The sequence below is a fragment of the Pseudomonas sp. Seg1 genome, assembly GCF_018326005.1.
In the GTDB taxonomy this organism is placed as follows: domain Bacteria; phylum Pseudomonadota; class Gammaproteobacteria; order Pseudomonadales; family Pseudomonadaceae; genus Aquipseudomonas.
The window spans coordinates 2947501-2967040 of the sequence record NZ_AP021903.1 but is presented as its reverse complement, the minus strand read 5'-3'; the positions used below and the strand labels follow the sequence as shown (position 1 = coordinate 2967040).

At 58.3% G+C, this 19540-nt stretch carries 24 protein-coding genes and 2 rRNA genes (1 of these 26 cut by a window edge); 18 read left to right on the top strand and 8 right to left on the bottom strand.

All coding sequences use genetic code 11. From position 1 onward, the window contains the following. Positions 1–62 precede the first annotated feature (62 nt). The gene (locus tag KI231_RS13175) at positions 63–1079 is read left to right on the top strand and encodes a DNA-binding protein (RefSeq protein ID WP_213028516.1); all 1017 of its coding nucleotides are present in this window, start codon (positions 63–65) and stop codon (positions 1077–1079) included. On the opposite strand, the gene gorA is transcribed toward KI231_RS13175, so the two are convergent. Then, positions 1076–2434 carry a glutathione-disulfide reductase gene (gene gorA / locus KI231_RS13170; RefSeq protein ID WP_213028515.1) on the bottom strand — a complete coding sequence of 453 codons (1359 nt, stop codon included), beginning with the start codon at positions 2432–2434 and terminating at the stop codon, positions 1076–1078. The two genes, KI231_RS13175 and gorA, sit on opposite strands and share 4 nt — an antisense overlap. A 129-nt stretch (positions 2435–2563) precedes the next feature. Further along, positions 2564–3403 carry a UTP--glucose-1-phosphate uridylyltransferase GalU gene (gene galU / locus KI231_RS13165; RefSeq protein ID WP_007912230.1) on the bottom strand — a complete coding sequence of 280 codons (840 nt, stop codon included), beginning with the start codon at positions 3401–3403 and terminating at the stop codon, positions 2564–2566. Positions 3404–3661: 258 nt separating this feature from the next. Here galU and KI231_RS13160 point away from each other — a divergent pair, with 258 nt between their 5' ends. Together KI231_RS13160 and KI231_RS13155 are read left to right on the top strand one after the other, a co-directional pair. Beyond that, positions 3662–3847 carry a hypothetical protein gene (locus tag KI231_RS13160; protein ID WP_090283267.1) on the top strand — a complete coding sequence of 62 codons (186 nt, stop codon included), beginning with the start codon at positions 3662–3664 and terminating at the stop codon, positions 3845–3847. 142 nt (positions 3848–3989) lie between these two features. Continuing rightward, positions 3990–4271, top strand: a complete 282-nt coding sequence (locus tag KI231_RS13155; protein WP_177431471.1) for a hypothetical protein — start codon at positions 3990–3992, stop codon at positions 4269–4271. Positions 4272–4274: 3 nt separating this feature from the next. Here the strand turns inward: KI231_RS13155 and KI231_RS13150 are convergent, their stop codons facing one another. Then, positions 4275–4505, bottom strand: a complete 231-nt coding sequence (locus KI231_RS13150) for a hypothetical protein (protein ID WP_103307170.1) — start codon at positions 4503–4505, stop codon at positions 4275–4277. A 71-nt stretch (positions 4506–4576) separates the two neighbouring features. Further along, positions 4577–4933 carry a hypothetical protein gene (locus KI231_RS13145; protein ID WP_103307171.1) on the bottom strand — a complete coding sequence of 119 codons (357 nt, stop codon included), beginning with the start codon at positions 4931–4933 and terminating at the stop codon, positions 4577–4579. A gap of 210 nt (positions 4934–5143) precedes the next feature. Here KI231_RS13145 and KI231_RS13140 point away from each other — a divergent pair, with 210 nt between their 5' ends. From KI231_RS13140 to ada, 5 genes are all read left to right on the top strand, one after another. Continuing rightward, positions 5144–5446, top strand: coding sequence for a DUF1883 domain-containing protein (locus KI231_RS13140; RefSeq protein ID WP_007912251.1), 303 nt, complete (start codon positions 5144–5146; stop codon positions 5444–5446). A gap of 34 nt (positions 5447–5480) precedes the next feature. Next, positions 5481–5651 carry a hypothetical protein gene (locus KI231_RS13135; RefSeq protein WP_213028862.1) on the top strand — a complete coding sequence of 57 codons (171 nt, stop codon included), beginning with the start codon at positions 5481–5483 and terminating at the stop codon, positions 5649–5651. 94 nt (positions 5652–5745) lie between these two features. Then, entirely contained in the window at positions 5746–6456 is a 711-nt protein-coding gene (locus KI231_RS13130; RefSeq protein ID WP_213028514.1) for a 2OG-Fe(II) oxygenase, read from the top strand. 5 nt (positions 6457–6461) lie between these two features. Beyond that, positions 6462–7127 carry a DNA oxidative demethylase AlkB gene (alkB, locus tag KI231_RS13125; protein WP_103307193.1) on the top strand — a complete coding sequence of 222 codons (666 nt, stop codon included), beginning with the start codon at positions 6462–6464 and terminating at the stop codon, positions 7125–7127. A gap of 87 nt (positions 7128–7214) precedes the next feature. Then, positions 7215–8282 (top strand): bifunctional DNA-binding transcriptional regulator/O6-methylguanine-DNA methyltransferase Ada, encoded by a 1068-nt coding sequence (gene ada, locus KI231_RS13120; protein ID WP_103307173.1) that lies wholly within the window; start codon positions 7215–7217, stop codon positions 8280–8282. On the opposite strand, the gene KI231_RS13115 is transcribed toward ada, so the two are convergent. Both KI231_RS13115 and acuI read right to left on the bottom strand, forming a co-directional pair. After that, positions 8279–8737: a GyrI-like domain-containing protein gene (locus KI231_RS13115; RefSeq protein WP_213028513.1), complete on the bottom strand. Its 459-nt coding sequence runs from the start codon at positions 8735–8737 to the stop codon at positions 8279–8281. The genes ada and KI231_RS13115 overlap by 4 nt on opposite strands. 61 nt (positions 8738–8798) lie before the next feature. Further along, complete coding sequence (gene acuI / locus KI231_RS13110) at positions 8799–9782, bottom strand: acrylyl-CoA reductase (NADPH) (protein WP_213028512.1); 984 nt, start codon at positions 9780–9782, stop codon at positions 8799–8801. A 31-nt stretch (positions 9783–9813) separates the two neighbouring features. Here acuI and KI231_RS13105 point away from each other — a divergent pair, with 31 nt between their 5' ends. From KI231_RS13105 to KI231_RS13060, 10 genes are all read left to right on the top strand, one after another. Continuing rightward, complete coding sequence (locus tag KI231_RS13105) at positions 9814–9969, top strand: hypothetical protein (RefSeq protein ID WP_213028511.1); 156 nt, start codon at positions 9814–9816, stop codon at positions 9967–9969. An 88-nt stretch (positions 9970–10057) separates the two neighbouring features. Further along, the gene (locus tag KI231_RS13100) at positions 10058–11122 is read left to right on the top strand and encodes an NAD(P)H-dependent flavin oxidoreductase (protein WP_213028510.1); all 1065 of its coding nucleotides are present in this window, start codon (positions 10058–10060) and stop codon (positions 11120–11122) included. 166 nt (positions 11123–11288) lie between these two features. Beyond that, positions 11289–12056 (top strand): molybdate ABC transporter substrate-binding protein, encoded by a 768-nt coding sequence (gene modA, locus KI231_RS13095; protein ID WP_249412123.1) that lies wholly within the window; start codon positions 11289–11291, stop codon positions 12054–12056. Next, positions 12057–12737: a molybdate ABC transporter permease subunit gene (modB, locus tag KI231_RS13090; protein ID WP_213028509.1), complete on the top strand. Its 681-nt coding sequence runs from the start codon at positions 12057–12059 to the stop codon at positions 12735–12737. Between the two features lie 3 nt (positions 12738–12740). Next, positions 12741–13820, top strand: coding sequence for a molybdenum ABC transporter ATP-binding protein (modC, locus tag KI231_RS13085; RefSeq protein WP_213028508.1), 1080 nt, complete (start codon positions 12741–12743; stop codon positions 13818–13820). Between the two features lie 70 nt (positions 13821–13890). Then, positions 13891–14928 (top strand): DNA topoisomerase IB, encoded by a 1038-nt coding sequence (locus KI231_RS13080; RefSeq protein ID WP_213028507.1) that lies wholly within the window; start codon positions 13891–13893, stop codon positions 14926–14928. A 146-nt stretch (positions 14929–15074) separates the two neighbouring features. Further along, positions 15075–16712, top strand: coding sequence for an ABC-F family ATP-binding cassette domain-containing protein (locus KI231_RS13075; protein ID WP_213028506.1), 1638 nt, complete (start codon positions 15075–15077; stop codon positions 16710–16712). Positions 16713–16783: 71 nt separating this feature from the next. Next, a complete protein-coding gene (locus KI231_RS13070) occupies positions 16784–17014 on the top strand; it encodes a hypothetical protein (RefSeq protein WP_103307189.1) in 231 nt (76 codons plus the stop codon). Positions 17015–17135: 121 nt separating this feature from the next. Further along, a complete protein-coding gene (locus KI231_RS13065; protein WP_008082703.1) occupies positions 17136–17366 on the top strand; it encodes a hypothetical protein in 231 nt (76 codons plus the stop codon). A gap of 257 nt (positions 17367–17623) precedes the next feature. Further along, positions 17624–17908 (top strand): hypothetical protein, encoded by a 285-nt coding sequence (locus KI231_RS13060; protein WP_213028505.1) that lies wholly within the window; start codon positions 17624–17626, stop codon positions 17906–17908. 74 nt (positions 17909–17982) lie between these two features. On the opposite strand, the gene rrf is transcribed toward KI231_RS13060, so the two are convergent. Both rrf and KI231_RS13050 read right to left on the bottom strand, forming a co-directional pair. Next, positions 17983–18098: ribosomal RNA gene (rrf, locus tag KI231_RS13055) — 5S ribosomal RNA — on the bottom strand. Positions 18099–18267: 169 nt separating this feature from the next. Next, a 23S ribosomal RNA gene (locus KI231_RS13050) occupies positions 18268–19540 on the bottom strand (it continues 1621 nt past the right edge of the window).

The following is a 19540-nucleotide window of genomic DNA, read 5'->3' as shown; positions in this document are numbered from 1 at the left end:
TCAGCGTGGTACACTGCGTACTTTAGTGGCATGTACCACAGTACGTAAACGTAGGAGTTCACATGGCCCGTGGCGGCATTACCAAAGCCCTGGTGCAGATCGCGCGCACCGCGATCCTCGCCCGCGGCGAACACCCGAGCATCGATGCAGTACGCATTGAAATGGGCAATACCGGCTCGAAAACCACGATCCATCGTTATCTGAAGGAGCTGGATGACGGCGCTCAGCCCATAGAAGCTTCGGCAGAGCCCATCGATGATGAATTGACCGCCCTCGTCTCTCGCCTCGCTCAGCGCTTGAAAGAGCAGGCACAAGAACCCATCGAACAGGCTCGTGAACAGTTTGAGGAGCAGCGCGAGGCTCTGGAGTTGGAGCTGAAGCAGACTCGTCAGGCGCTGGAAAAGCTCGAACACGAGCACGACATTCAAGGTGCCGCACTGGAGCGCGAGTCCGAAGCGCTGAGCAACACCCGTTCGATGCTGCAGACCGAACAGACCCGCAATGCTGGTCTGAATCAGGCATTGGCAGACTTTGAATTGCGCTTGCAGGACAAGGACGAGCAGATCCGGTCGCTGGAAGAAAAGCACCTGCATGCCCGCGATGCGCTGGAGCATTACCGCAACGCCACCAAAGAACAGCGCGAGCAGGAACAGAGCCGCCACGAAGCACAAGTGCAGCAGATTCAGGCCGAACTGCGTCAGGCACAACAAAGTGCACTGGTACGCCAGGACGAAATCACTCAACTGCACCGCGACAACGAACGCCTGCTCACGGAAAACCGTGGCACCCAGCGCGAACTGAACCTGATGCAGGACCAGCTCAAACACAGCAATCAGCGTCAGGATCAACTGCTCGAACAAGCGGCCCGCGTCGATAGCGAACGCACCCTCCTCCAGGAACGGCTGCGCGTGGCGACACTGGAAAGCCAGACACTCAAACAGAGCGTCGACGAACAAACGCTGCTGAATCAGTCACTGAAAAAGGAATTGAGCAACACTCAGGCGAGCCTGGAAGAAAGCCAGCGCCTGGCAGCTACCATCGCGGCAGCGCCAGACTCGGCCAAACCGAAAGACGCTTAAGCGCCGGCCGGTGTACGCATGGTGACAAACTCTTCGGCGGCCGTCGGATGCACCCCGATTGTGTCGTCGAAGTCACGCTTGGTCGCGCCAGCCTTCAGCGCAATCGCCAGTCCCTGGACGATTTCGCCGGCATCCGGACCGACCATGTGGCAACCGAGGACTTTATCGGTCTTGCCGTCGACTACCAGTTTCATCAGGGTTTTTTCCTGACATTCGGTCAGGGTCAGCTTCATCGGCCGGAAGCGGCTTTCGAAGATCACCACGTCGTGGCCGGCTTCGCGCGCTTCCTCTTCGGTCAAGCCGACCGTGCCGATGTTCGGCAGACTGAACACTGCGGTCGGGATCATCTTGTAATCCACCGGACGATATTGCTCCGGTTTGAACAAGCGTCGTGCCACCGCCATGCCTTCGGCGAGAGCCACTGGCGTCAATTGCACGCGACCGATCACATCACCCAGCGCCAGAATCGATGGCTCGCTGGTCTGGTATTGCTCGTCGACTTTGATGAAGCCCTTGTCGGTGAGCTGCACATCGGTGTTTTCCAACCCCAGATTGTCCAGCATCGGACGGCGACCGGTGGCGTAGAAGATGCAATCCGCTTCCAGCTCGCGACCATCCTTGAGCGTGGCTTTCAGACTGCCATCGGCCTGCTTGTCGATTCGCGCGATGTCAGCATTGAACTGCAGATCCAGGCCGCGCTTGGTCAGCTCTTCCTGCAAATGCTTGCGTACCGAACCATCGAAGCCCCGCAAGAACAAATCACCGCGATACAGCAGTGTGGTGTTTGCGCCAAGACCATGGAAGATCCCGGCAAATTCGACCGCGATGTAACCACCACCCACGACCAATACCCGCTTAGGCAGTTCTTTCAGGAAAAACGCTTCGTTCGAACCGATCGCATGCTCGCGCCCCGGAATTTCCGGAATCTGCGGCCAACCACCGGTGGCGATCAGAATGTTTTTCGCGGTGAAGCGCTCGCCATTCACCTCAACCTCGTGCGGGCCGGTGATCTTCGCGTGCGCTTCATGCAAGGTCACGCCGCTGTTGACCAACAGGTTGCGGTAAATGCCGTTGAGGCGATTGATCTCGCGATCCTTGTTGGCAATCAGCGTCGCCCAATCGAAATTGGCTTCGCCCAGGCTCCAGCCGAAACCGGATGCCTGCTCAAAATCTTCAGCAAAGTGCGCGCCGTAGACCAACAATTTTTTCGGCACGCAGCCGACATTGACACAAGTACCACCCAGATAACGGCTCTCAGCCACCGCCACTTTCGCGCCAAAACCGGCCGCAAACCGTGCAGCCCGCACACCGCCGGAACCGGCACCAATCACATAAAGGTCAAAATCGTAGGCCATTTCTATCTCCTCGGCAGGCGATCAGCATACCCGCCGTCATCCATTGGGCAAGCACTGCTATCCATATAGGGGCGGAAAATGAAAAAGCCACCCGAAGGTGGCTTTTCATTACAACCGGATCAAGCGCTCTTAGTAAGCCTTGCCAGTCTTGTAGAAGTTCTCGAAGCAGAAGTTGGTCGCTTCGATGTAGCCTTCAGCACCACCGCAGTCGAAACGCTTGCCTTTGAACTTGTAGGCCATGACGCAGCCGTTCTGGGCTTGTTTCATCAGGGCGTCGGTGATCTGGATTTCGCCACCCTTGCCTGGCTCGGTCTGTTCGATCAGGTCAAAGATGTCCGGGGTCAGGATGTAACGACCGATGATCGCCAGGTTCGACGGCGCGTCTTCCGGCTTTGGCTTCTCGACCATGCTATGTACGCGGTAGATGTCGTCACGGATCATCTCGCCGGCGATGACGCCGTACTTGCTGGTTTCCTGTGGATCGACTTCCTGGATGGCGATGATCGAGCAGCGGAACTGCTTGTACAGCTTGACCATCTGGGTCAGCACGCCGTCGCCTTCGAGGTTGACGCACAAGTCGTCGGCCAGCACCACGGCGAACGGTTCGTCACCGATCAGCGGACGACCGGTCAGGATCGCGTGGCCCAGACCTTTCATTTCGGTCTGACGGGTGTAGGAGAACGAGCACTCGTCCAGCAGCTTGCGGATGCCGACCAGGTATTTCTCTTTGTCGGTACCTTTGATCTGGTTTTCCAGCTCGTAGCTGATGTCGAAGTGGTCTTCCAGGGCACGCTTGCCACGACCGGTAACGATGGAGATTTCAGTCAGGCCAGCGTCCAGAGCTTCTTCAACGCCGTACTGGATCAGTGGCTTGTTTACCACCGGCAGCATTTCTTTAGGCATGGCTTTAGTCGCTGGCAGGAAGCGAGTACCGTAACCGGCTGCTGGGAACAAGCATTTCTTGATCATATAAGTCCTTGAAAGGGCTGTGTGTACGAGTTTCGGCGCAGTCTAATCAGGCGGCGCGCACCTTACAATGCCCCGCACTGGCTAACCGATGCCAACATAGAGAAATATTCTCGCCGATAGTTCCATCGGCGAAGGTGAACCGCGAAATCAGCGTAGCTCAAAGATGCCGCTTGACCGGTTCACCATACGCTCATCGCCCCCCAATGCGAGCATTTGCCGGTATCATGGCGCCTTTGAACCAGTGAACGAGACAAATAGATGGCCGCAGTTAAAATCGTCAACGGGTATGTGATCGACAAGAAGGACGGCAAGTGGACGCTGACCACTACCAATGGCGAACACATCGCAGGGCCTTTCGACAGCGAGCAGATGGCGACTGATGTAGCAGCGGTGTTCACCGACACCCCGGCATCAGCAAAACGCCGTGGCAAAGATCAAGACTGATCGGCTGCACATGCTCAAGCCCTGCCCTTGCGCAGGGCTTTTTTGTGCTCATGTGCAAACAAGTGGCCAATCGCTATAACCTTTTCACACTGGCGCTGTCAGAGCGTCTAGTCCCCCACGCTGAAGACGACAAACCATGAACATGAACAAATTTTTGCCACTGATTGCGGTACTGGCACTGAGTGGCTGTGCCACCTCCCAGCCGACCACCCTGAACAACGGCGAACAGGGCCTGAGCATCGATTGCTCCGGCGAAGCCAATTCCTGGGCCACCTGTTATGAAAAGGCGGATGCCTCATGTGCCGGCACCGGCTATCGCATCGTCGGCACTGACGGCACGCCGGCCTCAAAGGAAAGCGACAAGACCCTGGGCGTCGATGTCGGCAACTACAAGAACCGCAGCGTGGTGGTGGTCTGCAAATAGACGCTACATGTGGATTTCAGCGAACTTGATCCCGAGCCCGCGCACGACTTCGATCAGATCGTCGAGCCGATTGAATGACTCGACTTCGTCGTTATCGTCCACCAGGAAATAACTGCGCCCGGCGCTTTTCTTGAAAAACACGATCCACTCCCCCGAATTCGCCGGGTTCTGGATGACATGGGTGGCAGAGATCAGGCCCTCTACATGGCGCTCTCGTACTTGCTCTCGCTTCATCGCGACTCCAGAAATAAAAATGCCGTCGCAGCATGACTGTGACGGCACTGATGCTGATGACCTGTAGTCTATCAGCCGGAAATGCAGGCGTTGGCGGCGTTACGCACATCACGCGGGCGCACTGGCACATTGGACATGCGCTCATGCAGCTTGATCGCGCTGCCACCGGAGCGATCTTCGATATCAAACACGGCGGCCGGGCCTGACGACAGTTTGCCCGGGACAATCACGCGAACGCCGTCCTTGTGCGGCTGCATTTGCAGCGCGCCGCGGCTGTTGGCGAGCTTTTCAGTCAGGCACTGCGCATACTCTTGGGGTTTTTTGCCGGAGATCACGCTCATGGTGGGTAGCGTTTCATTGATCTCGGAAACACTCGCACAACCACCCACTGCTAAAACCAACGGCAGACACACCACACCCCACTTCATACAAAACCTCCGTTAAAGACCGTCCGACAGCACAAATGCCGTTTTTCTCCGGGGCCTTCTGCATTTAACCCGCATCCAATTGCGAATATCTGTTCAAAATTGTCAAACCGACGCCCGACGGCCAGATAATAACCCGTGCGGGCTGATAAACTGCGCGCAATTACAAGCTATCGTTTTGATTTTGTAGAAAAAGCCCTTCTGGAGGCGCCCATGAAATTCATTCACCAGCGCGAGCACCTCAACGAAGACGACATCGTCGTCATCCAATGCTCGCAAATGTGCAACATCCGTCTGATGAACGACGCCAACTTCCGCAGCTTCAAAAATGGTGGTCGTCACACCTACCACGGCGGCGCTTTCGACACGTTCCCGGCCCGTATCACTGCGCCGAGTACCGGTTTCTGGAACATCACCATCGACACCGTCAACCGCCGAGCGATCAGCGTGACGCGCAAACCGACGCTGACGCATTCGATCAAGATCATCCGCCGCTCCAGCACCAAACTCAGCTGAGCCGCCCCGCCCATTTACACAGGTGAACATGACCGTGGCCCAAACGACCAAATACGTCATCAAGTACAAACTCAACGGTGAGCGCCGTTTCGAGTTCGCGCAACTGGAAAATGGCACCGCAGAAGAAGCCAAGGCTGCTCTCGACGCCATTCACGGCCAGAGCGACGACGTGATCACCGATATCGCCGTCAGCAAAGCGCTGTAACGCACCGAAACGAGTTCGACCGCAAGCGGCGGAGTGTTCTGCCGCAAGGGCCCGCATAGACTGACTGCCTCGACCTTGAGTCAACGGAGTCAGCATGTCGATGTCACCCTCCCGGCTGGATTCGCTCGATTGGGCGAGCCTGGAACAGCAGCTGGATCAGGACGGCTGCGCCATCATTCGCAATCTGCTGCTGGCCGAGAGCTGTGATCGCCTGAGCGCGCTGTACCCACAGGCCGAACCGTTTCGATCGCAGGTCATCATGGCCCGCCACGGGTTCGGTCGCGGCGAGTACAAGTATTTTAGCTATCCCCTCCCGACCGCCGTGGAACGCCTGCGTACCGCGCTGTATCCGCGCTTGGTGGCAGTAGCCAACCGCTGGTATGAACGGATGCACCTGGCCACTCGTTTCCCGCCGAGCCATGACGAATTTCTTCGGTGCTGTCATGCCGCCGGCCAGGTACGCCCTACTCCACTGCTATTGCAATACGGTCCACAGGACTACAACTGCCTGCATCAGGATCTGTACGGCGAACTGGTGTTTCCGCTGCAAGTAGCGATTCTTCTGTCAGAACCGGGGGAAGACTTTACCGGTGGCGAGTTCGTGCTGACCGAGCAACGTCCGCGCATGCAATCCCGGCCGCAGGTGCTGGACCTGAGGAAAGGCGACGCAGTGATTTTTGCCGTGAATCAGCGCCCGATTCAGGGCGGGCGTGGCGACTACCGGGTGACGCTGCGTCATGGCGTCAGTCGCCTGCACAGTGGAAAAAGGCATACCCTAGGCATCATCTTCCACGACGCCCAATGACCGCCATGTACCCGCACACTTTCGATCTGTTCGCCGGCAACGAACCTGTACAGCAGCCCCGCGCCGAGCAAATTGGCGAACAATCGTGGGTGCTGCGCGGGTTTGCGCTGCCGCTGATCGATCAATTGCTGCCAGCGCTGGACAGCATTCTCATCGCGGCCCCGCTCCGCCACATGGTCACACCGGGCGGATTCAGTATGTCCGTGGGCACCAGCAGTTGCGGGGAACTGGGCTGGATCACTGATCGCAGCGGCTATCGTTACTCGCGCGTTGATCCGCTCAGCGGACAGCCCTGGCCGCAGATGCCTCTGGTGTTTGCCGATTTGGCGCACTCGGCGGCGCAGGAAGCCGGGTTTGCAGGTTTCAAGGCTGATTCCTGCCTGATCAACCGCTATGTCCCCGGCGCCAAGATGTCATTGCATCAGGACAAAGACGAAAATGCCTACGCAGCGCCGATCGTTTCGCTGTCGCTGGGCTTGCCGGCCATGTTCCTGTTCGGCGGTTTCGCTCGCAGCGACAAGACCCGGCGGATCCCGTTGTTGCATGGCGATATGGTGATCTGGGGCGGCGTTGATCGCTTGCGCTTTCATGGTGTGTTGCCGATCCGCCAGGGCCGGCACCCGCGCCTCGGCGAACAACGGATCAATCTGACGTTTCGTGTCGCTGGATGAACCTGGAAAGTTTGACCGCAAGGCCCGGAGTGTTGCGCCCAGCAGCGCGGATTAACCTGACTCAAACAGGTCAACGGATTAACGCTCATGAAAACGCTGTCGATCACTCTCAACACCGAAGACGATCCACGCTGGGCCGCCGTGTTGGCGCGCGACCCGCGGGCGGACGGGCAGTTTGTCTACGCGGTGAAAACCACTGGTATCTACTGCCGTCCGAGCAGCCTTGCGCGCTTGCCAAAACCACAGAATGTGGAGTTTTTCGACACCGCCCTTGAGGCAGAAGCCGCCGGGTATCGCCCGAGCAAACGGGCCAGCAAGGATCAAACGGATGTCGCGGCGCAGCACGCCGCCACGGTGGCAACAGCCTGCCGCCAGATCGAGTCTGCCGAAACGTTGCCCGCACTCAATGTGTTGGCTGAAACAGCAGGTCTGAGCCCGTTTCATTTTCATCGGGTGTTCAAAGCCGCGACGGGGCTGACGCCCAAAGGTTACGCAGCGGCTCATCGCTCACGCCGAGTGCGTGAACGTCTGGCGGACGGCGGTTCAGTGACCGACGCGTTGTACGATGCCGGCTTCAATTCCAACAGCCGCTTCTATGAGGCCGCCGATCAGTTGCTGGGCATGAAGCCCGGCGATTACCGCGCTGCCGGGCAGAACAACGACATTCGTTTCGCCGTCGGGCAATGCTCGCTCGGGGCCATTCTGGTAGCACGAAGCGAACGCGGGGTTTGTGCGATCCTGCTGGGTGACGATCCGCACCAACTGGTGTGCGACCTGCAGGACCAATTCCGCAAAGCCAATCTGATTGGTGCCGATTCCGGGTTTGAGCAGTTGATCGCCAAAGTCGTAGGGTTTATCGAGGCCCCGGCCATTGGCCTGGACCTGCCGCTGGACGTACGCGGCACGGCGTTCCAAGAACGGGTGTGGCAGGCGCTGCGGGAAATCCCGGTTGGCAGCACCGCCAGTTATGCCGAGATTGCCCAACGCATCGGCGCACCGACGTCGATGCGCGCCGTGGCTCAGGCCTGCGGCGCGAACCGCTTGGCCGTGGCGATCCCTTGCCACCGCGTGGTTCGCAGCGATGGCAATCTTTCCGGGTATCGCTGGGGCGTCGAGCGTAAACGGCAACTGCTTGAGCGCGAGACGCAGCCTTAGTGCACGCCGATGTAGACCGACACTGATTCGGGGCCGGTGTAGGCCTCGAAGTCAGTGACGAATCGGCGCTGGATCTGCGGATTGGATTCGAAGAAGCTCCAGACTTTGCCCCACGTCGAGATCACTGCGTCAGGCAATGGCCCCTGCGCTTCGAAGACCAGGTAGTCGCCGTCTTCGATGACTATCGACTCAAATCCCTCGGCCGGATTATTGACCGCGACGCCGGCCGTGACATCGAATTGTCCCGAAGCATCCGACTCGTAAGCCGAGTACACGCCATAAACCGGCGAACCGGTTTGTTTGCCGGGAATTTCTTCGGCCAGACCTTTACTGAAAAACTCACCCCACATCGGGCCGATTTTCGCTGTATCGGGTGTGTGTTCGGCTGCGTTGGTCGTGCGTACGCGCACGCCTGAAACCGTGAACGATTCGATCTGTTGCCGTTTCAAATCCATTGAAAGTGCCACTCCCTCTATAGAAGTGCGGCCGCACAGAGCCGCAATGGCGCTCACTTTGTCAGCGATTGACGTCAACCACAACCCGTCCGCGAAGTTGCCCGGCGAGCAATTTCGGTGCGGCATCGATGACATCGCTCAGAGCGATCTCATGGCTGATCAATGGCAACAAGGCGAAGTTCAGATCGCTGGCCAACCGATCCCATGCTTGCAGGCGGCGCGCCTTGGGCTGGGTCACGCTGTTGATGCCGGCCAAGGTGACACCGCGCAAAATGAACGGTGCAACCGATGCGGGGAAATCCATGCCCTGAGCCAGGCCGCACGCAGCCACCGTGCCTTCCGCGCGCGTACTGGCACAGGCGTTGGCCAGCGTGTGGCTGCCGACCGAGTCGATCACCGCCGCCCAGCGCTCCTTGGCCAGCGGTTTGCCCGGCTCGGACAGGGTTGCGCGATCAATGATTTCAGCGGCGCCCAATTGCTTCAGATATTCGTGCTCGGACACCCTGCCCGTGGACGCCACCACGCGATAGCCGAGCTTGCTCAACAGGGCGATGGCGAAGCTGCCGACACCGCCATTCGCGCCGGTCACCAGCACCTCGCCCTGCTCCGGCGTCACGCCGTTACGTTCCAGCGCCAGAATGCACAACATGGCGGTGTAACCGGCCGTGCCGATAGCCATGGCCTGTGCGGGAGAGAATGCCTTGGGCAGCGGAATCAGCCAGTCGCCGTTGAGCCGGGCTTTTTGCGCCAGACCGCCCCAATGACTCTCGCCCACGCCCCAGCCGTTGAGCAGCACCTGATCGCCGACCTTATAGTCAGGGTGCGAACTGACCTCGACAGTGCCTGCCAGATCGATCCCCGGCACCAATGGAAACTTGCGCACCACCGGGCTGCTGCCGGTAATCGCCAGCCCATCCTTGAAATTCAGCGTGCTGTAGGCGACGCGCACCGTCACATCGCCTTCGGGCAACTGTTCTTCGTTGATCTGTTGCAGAGTGGCGCGATAACCGCTGTCGTCTTTATTGATCAAAATACCGTTGAACATGATGGGCTCTCGTGGATGGATTGCAGGGGGCATGCCATTCAAATATCACATCGCAACACGTTGCCACACTCGACTTTCCGCCAATCCCGGAATTCACCGAGTGTTTCCCGTGGTCTCGGCCATTCCTTTGGCGGCGGCGGAGTTGGCCTCCATCGGCGCTGACAGCCAGCACCGCGCGGTGTTCTGAATTTCAGAGTGGCCCTGAGTCCGGTTTTACTGTTAAAAAACCGGCTCTGCCTCCCTGCCCCCGCTTCATCGTTCGGAGTACCGCTTCAATGAGCCAATGGCCAGACACCCGCATTCTCGATCTGCTCGGTATTGAACTGCCGATCATCCAGGGCCCGATGGCCGGTGCCACGAATTCTTCCATGGTAATCGCCGTGTGCAACGCCGGTGGCCTGGGTTCGATGCCGGCGGCGATGCTGAGCATTGAACAACTGCGTGAAGAGCTGAAGACGATTCGCGCCCACACCGACAAGCCCTTCAACGTGAACTTCTTCTGCCATCAGCCACCCGCCGCCGATGAGCAACGCGCGATTGAGTGGAAGAACCTGCTCGAGCCGTACTATCGCGAATTGGGCGTCGACTTCGATGCACCGACTCCGGTGTCCAATCGGGCGCCATTTGATGCGGCAGCGTGCGAGTTACTGGAAGAGTTTCGGCCAGAGGTGGTGAGCTTCCATTTCGGTCTGCCGGAAAAATCCCTGCTTGATCGAGTCAAGGCGACCGGCGCGAAAATCCTTTCATCTGCTACCACCGTCGATGAGGCTATCTGGCTGGAACAGAACGGCTGCGACGCGATTATCGCCATGGGCTATGAGGCTGGCGGCCATCGAGGAATGTTTCTCAGTGATGATTTGAGCCGCCAGGTCGGCACGTTTGCGCTGGTGCCGCAGATCGTCGACGCGGTCAACGTACCGGTAATTGCCGCTGGCGCGATTGCCGATGCTCGAGGCGTAGCCGCGGCATTCATGCTGGGCGCCTCGGCGGTACAGGTCGGTACCGCGTACCTGTTCACCCCGGAAGCGAAAATCAGCGCGTCGCATCACAAGGCGCTGCGCACGGCCAAGGACAGTGAAACAGCCGTCACCAATATTTTCACCGGACGCCCGGCGCGGGGTATTCTCAACCGCGTGATGCGCGAACTCGGCCCGATGTCGCCGAAAGCGCCGGCATTTCCTTTGGCCGGTGGTGCGCTGATGCCGCTGCGAGCGAAAGATGATGCGCAATTTGCCAACCTTTGGGCCGGCCAGGCTTTCACGCTGGGCCGGGATCTGAGCAGCGCCGAACTGACTCGGCAGTTGGCCGACGGGGCGTTGGCGAAGCTGACGCGCCGTTGAAATCGAACAGGGTGAGGACAAAATGCCTCACCCTATTTTTTGCCAGCACTTCCTGTTTGGCGGCATTTCGCTATATATTTCTCTATATAGCGATTTCACCCCTCGCATAGGCAGCCCACCTCCAACAATAACTGCCGCCTGCACCTGCCAACAACGGAGCCGTTACATGACCATTCGTGCCTCACGTTTTGCCCCTACCTGCCTGGCCTCTTTGCTCGCCGTATTCGCGATCGGCGCTGCCCAGGCCGATGAAGTGCAGGTGGCTGTTGCTGCCAACTTCACCGCACCGATCCAGGCCATTGCCGCCGACTTCGAGAAAGACACCGGTCACAAACTGGTCGCAGCCTTCGGCGCCACCGGCCAGTTCTACACCCAGATCAAGAACGGCGCACCGTTCGAAGTGTTCCTCTCGGCTGACGACACCACCCCGGAAAAACTCGAAAAAGAAGGCGATACCGTCAAGGGCTCGCGCTTCACTTACGCCATCGGCACCCTCGCGCTGTGGTCGGCCAAGGACGGTTACGTCGATGCCAAAGGTGAAGTTTTGAAGAAGAACGAGTACCAGCACCTGTCCATTGCCAACCCGAAAGCCGCGCCTTATGGCCTGGCCGCCACGCAAGTGCTGGAAAAACTGAAGCTGACCGAAGCCACCAAAGCGAAGATCGTTGAAGGCCAGAACATCACTCAGGCCTACCAGTTCGTCTCCACCGGCAACGCCGAGCTGGGTTTCGTGGCGCTGTCGCAGATCTACAAGGACGGCAAAGTCACCAGCGGTTCGGCGTGGATCGTGCCAGCCAGCATGCACGACCCGATCAAACAGGACGCGGTCATCCTCAACAAAGGCAAGGACAACGCTGCAGCCAAGGCGCTGGTTGAATACCTCAAAGGCCCGAAAGCCGCTGCGGTGATCAAGTCTTACGGTTACCAACTCTAAATGTCGCTGACGAGTGCCGATTTCGCGGCGATCTGGCTGACCCTGAAACTGGCGTCTCTGACCACTGCGATCCTGTTGGTTGTCGGCACTCCGATTGCCCTGTGGCTGTCGCGCGCCCGCTCATGGTTGCGCGGCCCGATCGGGGCCATCGTCGCCCTCCCCCTTGTGTTGCCACCAACCGTCATCGGCTTTTATCTATTGCTGATGATGGGGCCGCACGGTTTCCTCGGCCAGTTCACTCAGTGGCTGGGCCTTGGCACCTTGACGTTCAGTTTCACCGGACTGGTGATCGGTTCGGTGATCTATTCCATGCCGTTCGTGGTGCAACCGTTGCAAAACGCGTTCTCGGCGATCGGTACTCGCCCACTGGAAGTGGCCGCGACATTACGCGCCAATCCGTGGGACACCTTTTTCAGCGTGATTCTGCCGCTGGCTCGCCCCGGTTTTATCACCGCGGCCATTCTCGGCTTCGCGCACACCGTCGGTGAGTTCGGCGTGGTGCTGATGATCGGCGGCAATATTCCCGACAAGACCCGTGTCGTCTCTGTACAAATCTACGACCACGTCGAAGCGATGGAATATGCCCAGGCTCACTGGCTGGCTGGCGCGATGCTGGTGTTTTCGTTTCTGGTGTTGCTGGCGCTGTACTCCAGCCGCAAGACCCGCACGAGCTGGAGCTGATTGATGATCGATGCACGTCTGCAACTTGCTTATTCAGGCTTCAGCCTGGATGTTGACCTGCATGTGCCGGGGCGTGGCGTCACCGCGCTGTTCGGCCACTCTGGCTCCGGCAAAACCACTTGCCTGCGCTGCATTGCCGGTCTTGAACGTGCCGAACATGGCTTTATCCGGATCAACGATGAAGTCTGGCAAGACAGCGACAAGGGCATTTTTGTCCCGCCGCACAAACGCGCACTGGGCTACGTGTTTCAAGAAGCCAGTTTGTTTGCACATTTGTCGGTCCTCGCCAATCTGCAGTTCGGCCTCAAGCGCATCGCCAGATCCGAGCGGCGGGTCGACCTGGCGCAAGCCACCGAACTGTTGGGCATCGGCCATTTGCTTGAGCGTCATCCGCAACATCTGTCCGGCGGCGAGCGTCAGCGCGTCGGCATCGCTCGGGCACTGCTGACCAGCCCGAAACTGCTGTTGATGGACGAGCCACTGGCGGCGCTCGACAGTCAGCGCAAAAACGAAATCCTGCCGTATCTGCAACGTCTGCATGACGAACTGGATATTCCGGTGTTGTATGTCAGCCATGCGCAGGATGAAGTCGCGCGCCTGGCCGATCATCTGGTGTTACTGAGCGATGGCAAGGCTTTGGCCAGTGGCCCGATCGGCGAAACCCTCGCCCGTCTCGATCTGCCAATGGCGATGGGGGATGACGCCGGCGTGATCATCGAGGGCCAGGTCAGTGCCTACGATGCGGATTACCAGTTGTTGAGCCTGCAACTGCCGGCCACCGAAATGAACATCCGCGTGACCCACGAACCCATGTCGGTCGGCCAGGCCTTGCGTTGCAAGGTACACGCGCGAGATATCAGCCTGAGCCTGCAAAACAGCGAGTTCAGCAGCATCCTCAATCGTCTGCCGGTCACGGTGGTCAGCGAGCAGGCGGCAGACAATGCCGCCCATGTGCTGATCCGCCTCGACGCTGGCGGCACGCCGCTGCTGGCGCGCATCACGCGGTTCTCCCGCGATCAACTGGGCGTGCATCCGGGCCAGCAACTCTGGGCGCAAATCAAGGCTGTGGCGGTACTCGCTTAAATTATTCGGCACGACGGCGTGGGTGTGCGGTCAATCGTTTTACAGACTGCCGCCATCCAAGGAAGCTGCCATGCCCGACACCGAGCTGACCGACGCCCTGCCATCCGATCTGCATTACGTCGATGACACGCAGCCCGGTATCACCCGCAAAAAGCTGCGCGGCAAATTCAACTATTTTGAACCGTCGGGTCAGCGCATTACCGATGCGGACGAAATCAAACGCATCAACGCCCTCGCGGTGCCACCGGCCTATACCGATGTGTGGATTTGCCCGGACCCGCGCGGTCATCTGCAAGCCACCGGGCGCGATGCTCGCGGTCGCAAGCAATATCGCTATCACGCGCGCTGGCGTGAAGTGCGCGATGCCGATAAATACTCGCGGCTGCGCGAGTTCGGCCTCGCGTTACCGAAGCTGCGCAAGCAATTGGAAGCGCTGCTGGCGGCGCCCGGTTTCAGTCGCGACAAAGTCATGGCCACGGTGATTACCCTGCTCGACGCCACTCTGATCCGGGTCGGCAATACGCAGTATGCGCGGGACAACCGTTCTTACGGCCTGACCACCCTGCGCAGTCGCCATGTCGAGGTCAACGGCAGCGCGATTCTGTTCCAGTTCCGCGGCAAGAGTGGCATCGAACACCAGATCACCGTGAAGGATCGCCGTCTGGCACGCATCATCAAGCGCTGCCTGGAGCTTCCCGGTCAGAACCTGTTTCAGTATCTGGATGAACATGGCGAACGGCACACCGTCAGCTCTTCCGACGTCAACACGTACCTGCAAACCCTGACCGGCGCCGACTTTACCGCCAAGGACTATCGCACCTGGGCCGGAAGTGCCCTGGCATTGGCGGTTTTACGCGAACTCAAACATGAGTCCGAGACCGAAGCCAAACGGCATGTCGTGGAAATGGTCAAAAGCGTGGCCAAGCAGCTGGGCAACACGCCGGCGGTATGTCGCAAGTGCTACATCCACCCGGCCGTGGTGGAAAAATTCATGCTCGGTGCCCTCGCCGAATTACCACGCCCCCGCATGCGCAAAGGCCTGCGCGCTGAGGAAGTGGCACTGGCGATGTTTCTTGAACGAATGAGTGAAGTGACCGACGCGACTTGATCGACAGCGCTTCGTCCTCTAGGCTAGCAACCTTTCCCTCCTCAGGATGATCGCAGAAGTGAACAACCCGGCTCTCTGAAAATGTAATCGCGACAAGCCGCTCAATGGCACTTGTCAGTTTTCACGACATTTTTCCGGAGGTGCCGATGACTCACGTCTCGCGTACGCCTGCACTCGTCTCCCTGAATCAAACGGGTTTTCAATTCGCCAACGGCCAGACGATTTTCAATGCACTGAATCTGAACTTCGATTATCTGCCAACCGCCATCGTCGGTCGCAACGGCATCGGCAAAAGCGTGCTCGCACGACTGATAGCCGGAAAGTTGCAGCCTACCGCCGGCACAGTGGTGAATTCGGCTTCGGTGAGTTACGTATCGCAAGCCTTCGTGACCACACCCGGGCAAACGGTGGCAGAGGCAATAGGCGCGGCGCCGATACTCGCGGCGTTGGAGCGACTTAACCTGGGCTGCGCCAGTGCCGATGATTTTGACCTTATTGGTGAGCGCTGGGATTTGCCGGATCGCTTGCGGCAGTTACTGGATGACGCCGGGCTACCCCACATCGCGGCTACCGATCTGACCTTGGCGCTCAGCGGCGGCCAGCAGGCCAGGATCGCTCTGATCGGCGCGTTGTTGAGTCAAGCGCAGTTACTGGTGCTGGATGAGCCGACCAATCATCTCGACAGCGATGGTCGCCAATGGCTGATGAGCACGCTTGCAGCATGGCGCGGTGGACTGATCGTCGTCAGCCATGATCGGCAGTTGCTGGAACGAATGCAGCGAATCGTCGAGCTCACACCTTTGGGCGCGACGGTTTTCACCGGGAGCTATTCAGAATTCACGCAGCAGCGCCGAACCCACCGGGCAGCGGCGCAAGCACAACTTGATCAAGCCCGCGCCGAACGCCAACGCGAACGTTCACGGCTGCAGCGCGAGCACGATACGATCCAGCGCCATGCCGCCGGCAGCCGACGTAATGCGCAAACTGCTAATGTTGCCGGCTTTGAGCGGGCGGCGATGAAAGCCGCCGCGAGGGAGATCATGGGGCACGTTCGCCTCGGCCATCAGGCACGCAAAACCGATCTGGACGCCCGCGTGCGTGACGCCTACGCACACGTCGAGCCTGACAACGAGGTCTTGATCAACCTGCCGGGCAGCGTTGTCCCGAGTGCCCGGCAAATCTGCACGCTGCTCGATGCCTGCCTGCCGTGGCTACCGCACGACGCACCCTCGACCCGGCTGAACCTCGCCATCCACGGGCCGATGCGCATTGCCGTCAGCGGCCCCAATGGTTGCGGCAAATCAACCCTGCTGAACATGCTCGCCGGTGAGCTGACGCCGGTGTCAGGTGAGTGCATGACTCACGTGCCGTTTGCTTTTCTCGATCAGCAACTAACGCTACTGGATGATCGGACATCCATCGTTGAACAACTACAAGCGCAGCAAACGCCGTTGGACGAAGGCACCTTGCGCAGTTATCTCGCACACCTGCAACTGAACGCGCAGCGCGTCACCCTGCCCTGCGCATTGCTCAGTGGCGGTGAACGCTTGAAAGCCGCTCTAGCCTTGGCGTTGTGGCGTCAGGTGCCGGCGCAATTGTTACTGCTTGATGAGCCGACCAATCATCTTGACCTGGCATCGGTAGAAGCTTTCGAACAGGCCTTGCAGACATTTCCCGGCGCAATTGTCGCGGTTTCCCACGACCAGGCGTTTCTACGCGCGTTAAACCCGACCCATGATTTGCATTGGCATGCCGGAGGCTGGAACTTGCAACCGACGAGTTGACCTGTCTATTTTTTGCACGATTGCAGAGGGCTTCTATAGTTGATGTGACACGAATCAGTTGCGGTGACGCCATGGAAGACATTTTCGTCGTGAAGCGTTGCAACAAGATCATCATTCACGGTCGACGCGCCAGTGACAGCCAGCATGATCCCGCTGAAGCCATTGGCTGGTTCCGCATTTGCGATACACGCACAAATGGTTTCATCGGTGATGGCTACGACGCCGAAGAGGATGCGCGATGCGAATGCAATCGGCTCAACGCAGTCAGTTCACCCATACCGGCCCGCGAGTCTTCCGGCTGATGCCAAACAGAAGCGGGTCTATACTGAAACCAGCTGAAGGAGCAGCGCCCCAACGGCAGAAGGCTCGCAACTCGCGGGCTTTTTGCTGCCGCTCAGCGGTTTCATTGAACGGAGGTGTTCCATGTCCGAAAAAGAGTCCATCACCACCCTCCTCACCCTGCTCGACGCCCGGCAGGCGCGACTCGCAGCTGCCTGCAAAGAGATCGCCGACTGGGTTGACCACCAAGGCGGGCACCCGACCGCCCTGCGCATCCGTGATCGCCTGAATGACATCGAGAAGGATGCCCCGCTGATTCGCAACACACTGTCGGCGCTTAAACCTGTCGATCGGCCGTTGCCTCGATTCAGATAACGCCGGTCTCGGAAGTTATGAGCGGTGGCACAAGCGTCACCGCGATGTTGCCTGTGCGGCATTTTCTTGTTCTGGCTGCAATGACGGATTTCCTTTCACATAACCATCACATCTGTGCGCATACATTGGAATGACTCCTTTGCGCATTACCTCTCTAACCCGCCCGCATGCGGGTGTTTTTTTGTGTGCCTGACCAGTCGCAGAACGGTGCTGTAACCGAACTGTCAAACGTTTACATGTCGCGAAGGAGACATTTCATGGTTACCCACTTCAGCGTCGATGGGCATCTGGCCTGCGGCCATAAAGGCAAACAACTCACGTCGAGCAAAGAACTCAATCGCGTGAAATGCCGCAGTTGCCGTAATACCGACGCCTTCAATCAGGCAAGAAAAGATCAACGCAATGCGGCTCGACGCATCGCACGGCAAGCAAAAACCTCTCACGGCCCAGCGAACTGGCGGAATGAATGGATCGAGCGATTGAGTGCAATGGCAGGGCTCCAGCGCTTGCCTCGAGGCTTTTCCGGGCAGGCGTTTGTTTGAATCTGCTTGAAGAAACTTTCCTGCGGGCAAAACAAAACCCCAACTGCTTTCGCAATTGGGGTTTCGGAATTTAATCTTGACGATGACCTACTCTCACATGGGGAAACCCCACACTACCATCGGCGATGCATCGTTTCACTGCTGAGTTCGGGATGGGATCAGGTGGTTCCAACGCTCTATGGTCGTCAAGAAATTCGGGTACTGAGTCGTGGCCAGATGGCCTCGCTTCAGCAAATTGGGTATGTGACAGCTGTCGGTGTTTGTGAACATCGAACTTTCGGTTCGTTTCGTCTTCACACACCGCAATCTGGTGCTCTTTCGCCTTTCAGCTCGAAGCAAGCAAATTGCTTGGGTGTTATATGGTCAAGACTCACGGGCAATTAGTATTGGTTAGCTCAACGCCTCACAGCGCTTACACACCCAACCTATCAACGTCGTAGTCTTCGACGGCCCTTCAGGGAACTCAAGGTTCCAGTGAGATCTCATCTTGAGGCAAGTTTCCCGCTTAGATGCTTTCAGCGGTTATCTTTCCCGAACATAGCTACCCGGCAATGCCACTGGCGTGACAACCGGAACACCAGAGGTTCGTCCACTCCGGTCCTCTCGTACTAGGAGCAGCCCCTCTCAAATCTCAAACGTCCACGGCAGATAGGGACCGAACTGTCTCACGACGTTCTAAACCCAGCTCGCGTACCACTTTAAATGGCGAACAGCCATACCCTTGGGACCGGCTTCAGCCCCAGGATGTGATGAGCCGACATCGAGGTGCCAAACACCGCCGTCGATATGAACTCTTGGGCGGTATCAGCCTGTTATCCCCGGAGTACCTTTTATCCGTTGAGCGATGGCCCTTCCATACAGAACCACCGGATCACTAAGACCTACTTTCGTACCTGCTCGACGTGTCTGTCTCGCAGTCAAGCGCGCTTTTGCCTTTATACTCTACGACCGATTTCCGACCGGTCTGAGCGCACCTTCGTACTCCTCCGTTACTCTTTAGGAGGAGACCGCCCCAGTCAAACTACCCACCATACACTGTCCTCGATCCGGATAACGGACCTGAGTTAGAACCTCAAAGTTGCCAGGGTGGTATTTCAAGGATGGCTCCACGCGAACTGGCGTCCACGCTTCAAAGCCTCCCACCTATCCTACACAAGCAAATTCAAAGTCCAGTGCAAAGCTATAGTAAAGGTTCACGGGGTCTTTCCGTCTAGCCGCGGATACACTGCATCTTCACAGCGATTTCAATTTCACTGAGTCTCGGGTGGAGACAGCGCCGCCATCGTTACGCCATTCGTGCAGGTCGGAACTTACCCGACAAGGAATTTCGCTACCTTAGGACCGTTATAGTTACGGCCGCCGTTTACCGGGGCTTCGATCAAGAGCTTCGCGTTAGCTAACCCCATCAATTAACCTTCCGGCACCGGGCAGGCGTCACACCCTATACGTCCACTTTCGTGTTTGCAGAGTGCTGTGTTTTTAATAAACAGTCGCAGCGGCCTGGTATCTTCGACCGGCATGAGCTTACGGAGCAAGTCCTTCACCCTCACCGGCGCACCTTCTCCCGAAGTTACGGTGCCATTTTGCCTAGTTCCTTCACCCGAGTTCTCTCAAGCGCCTTGGTATTCTCTA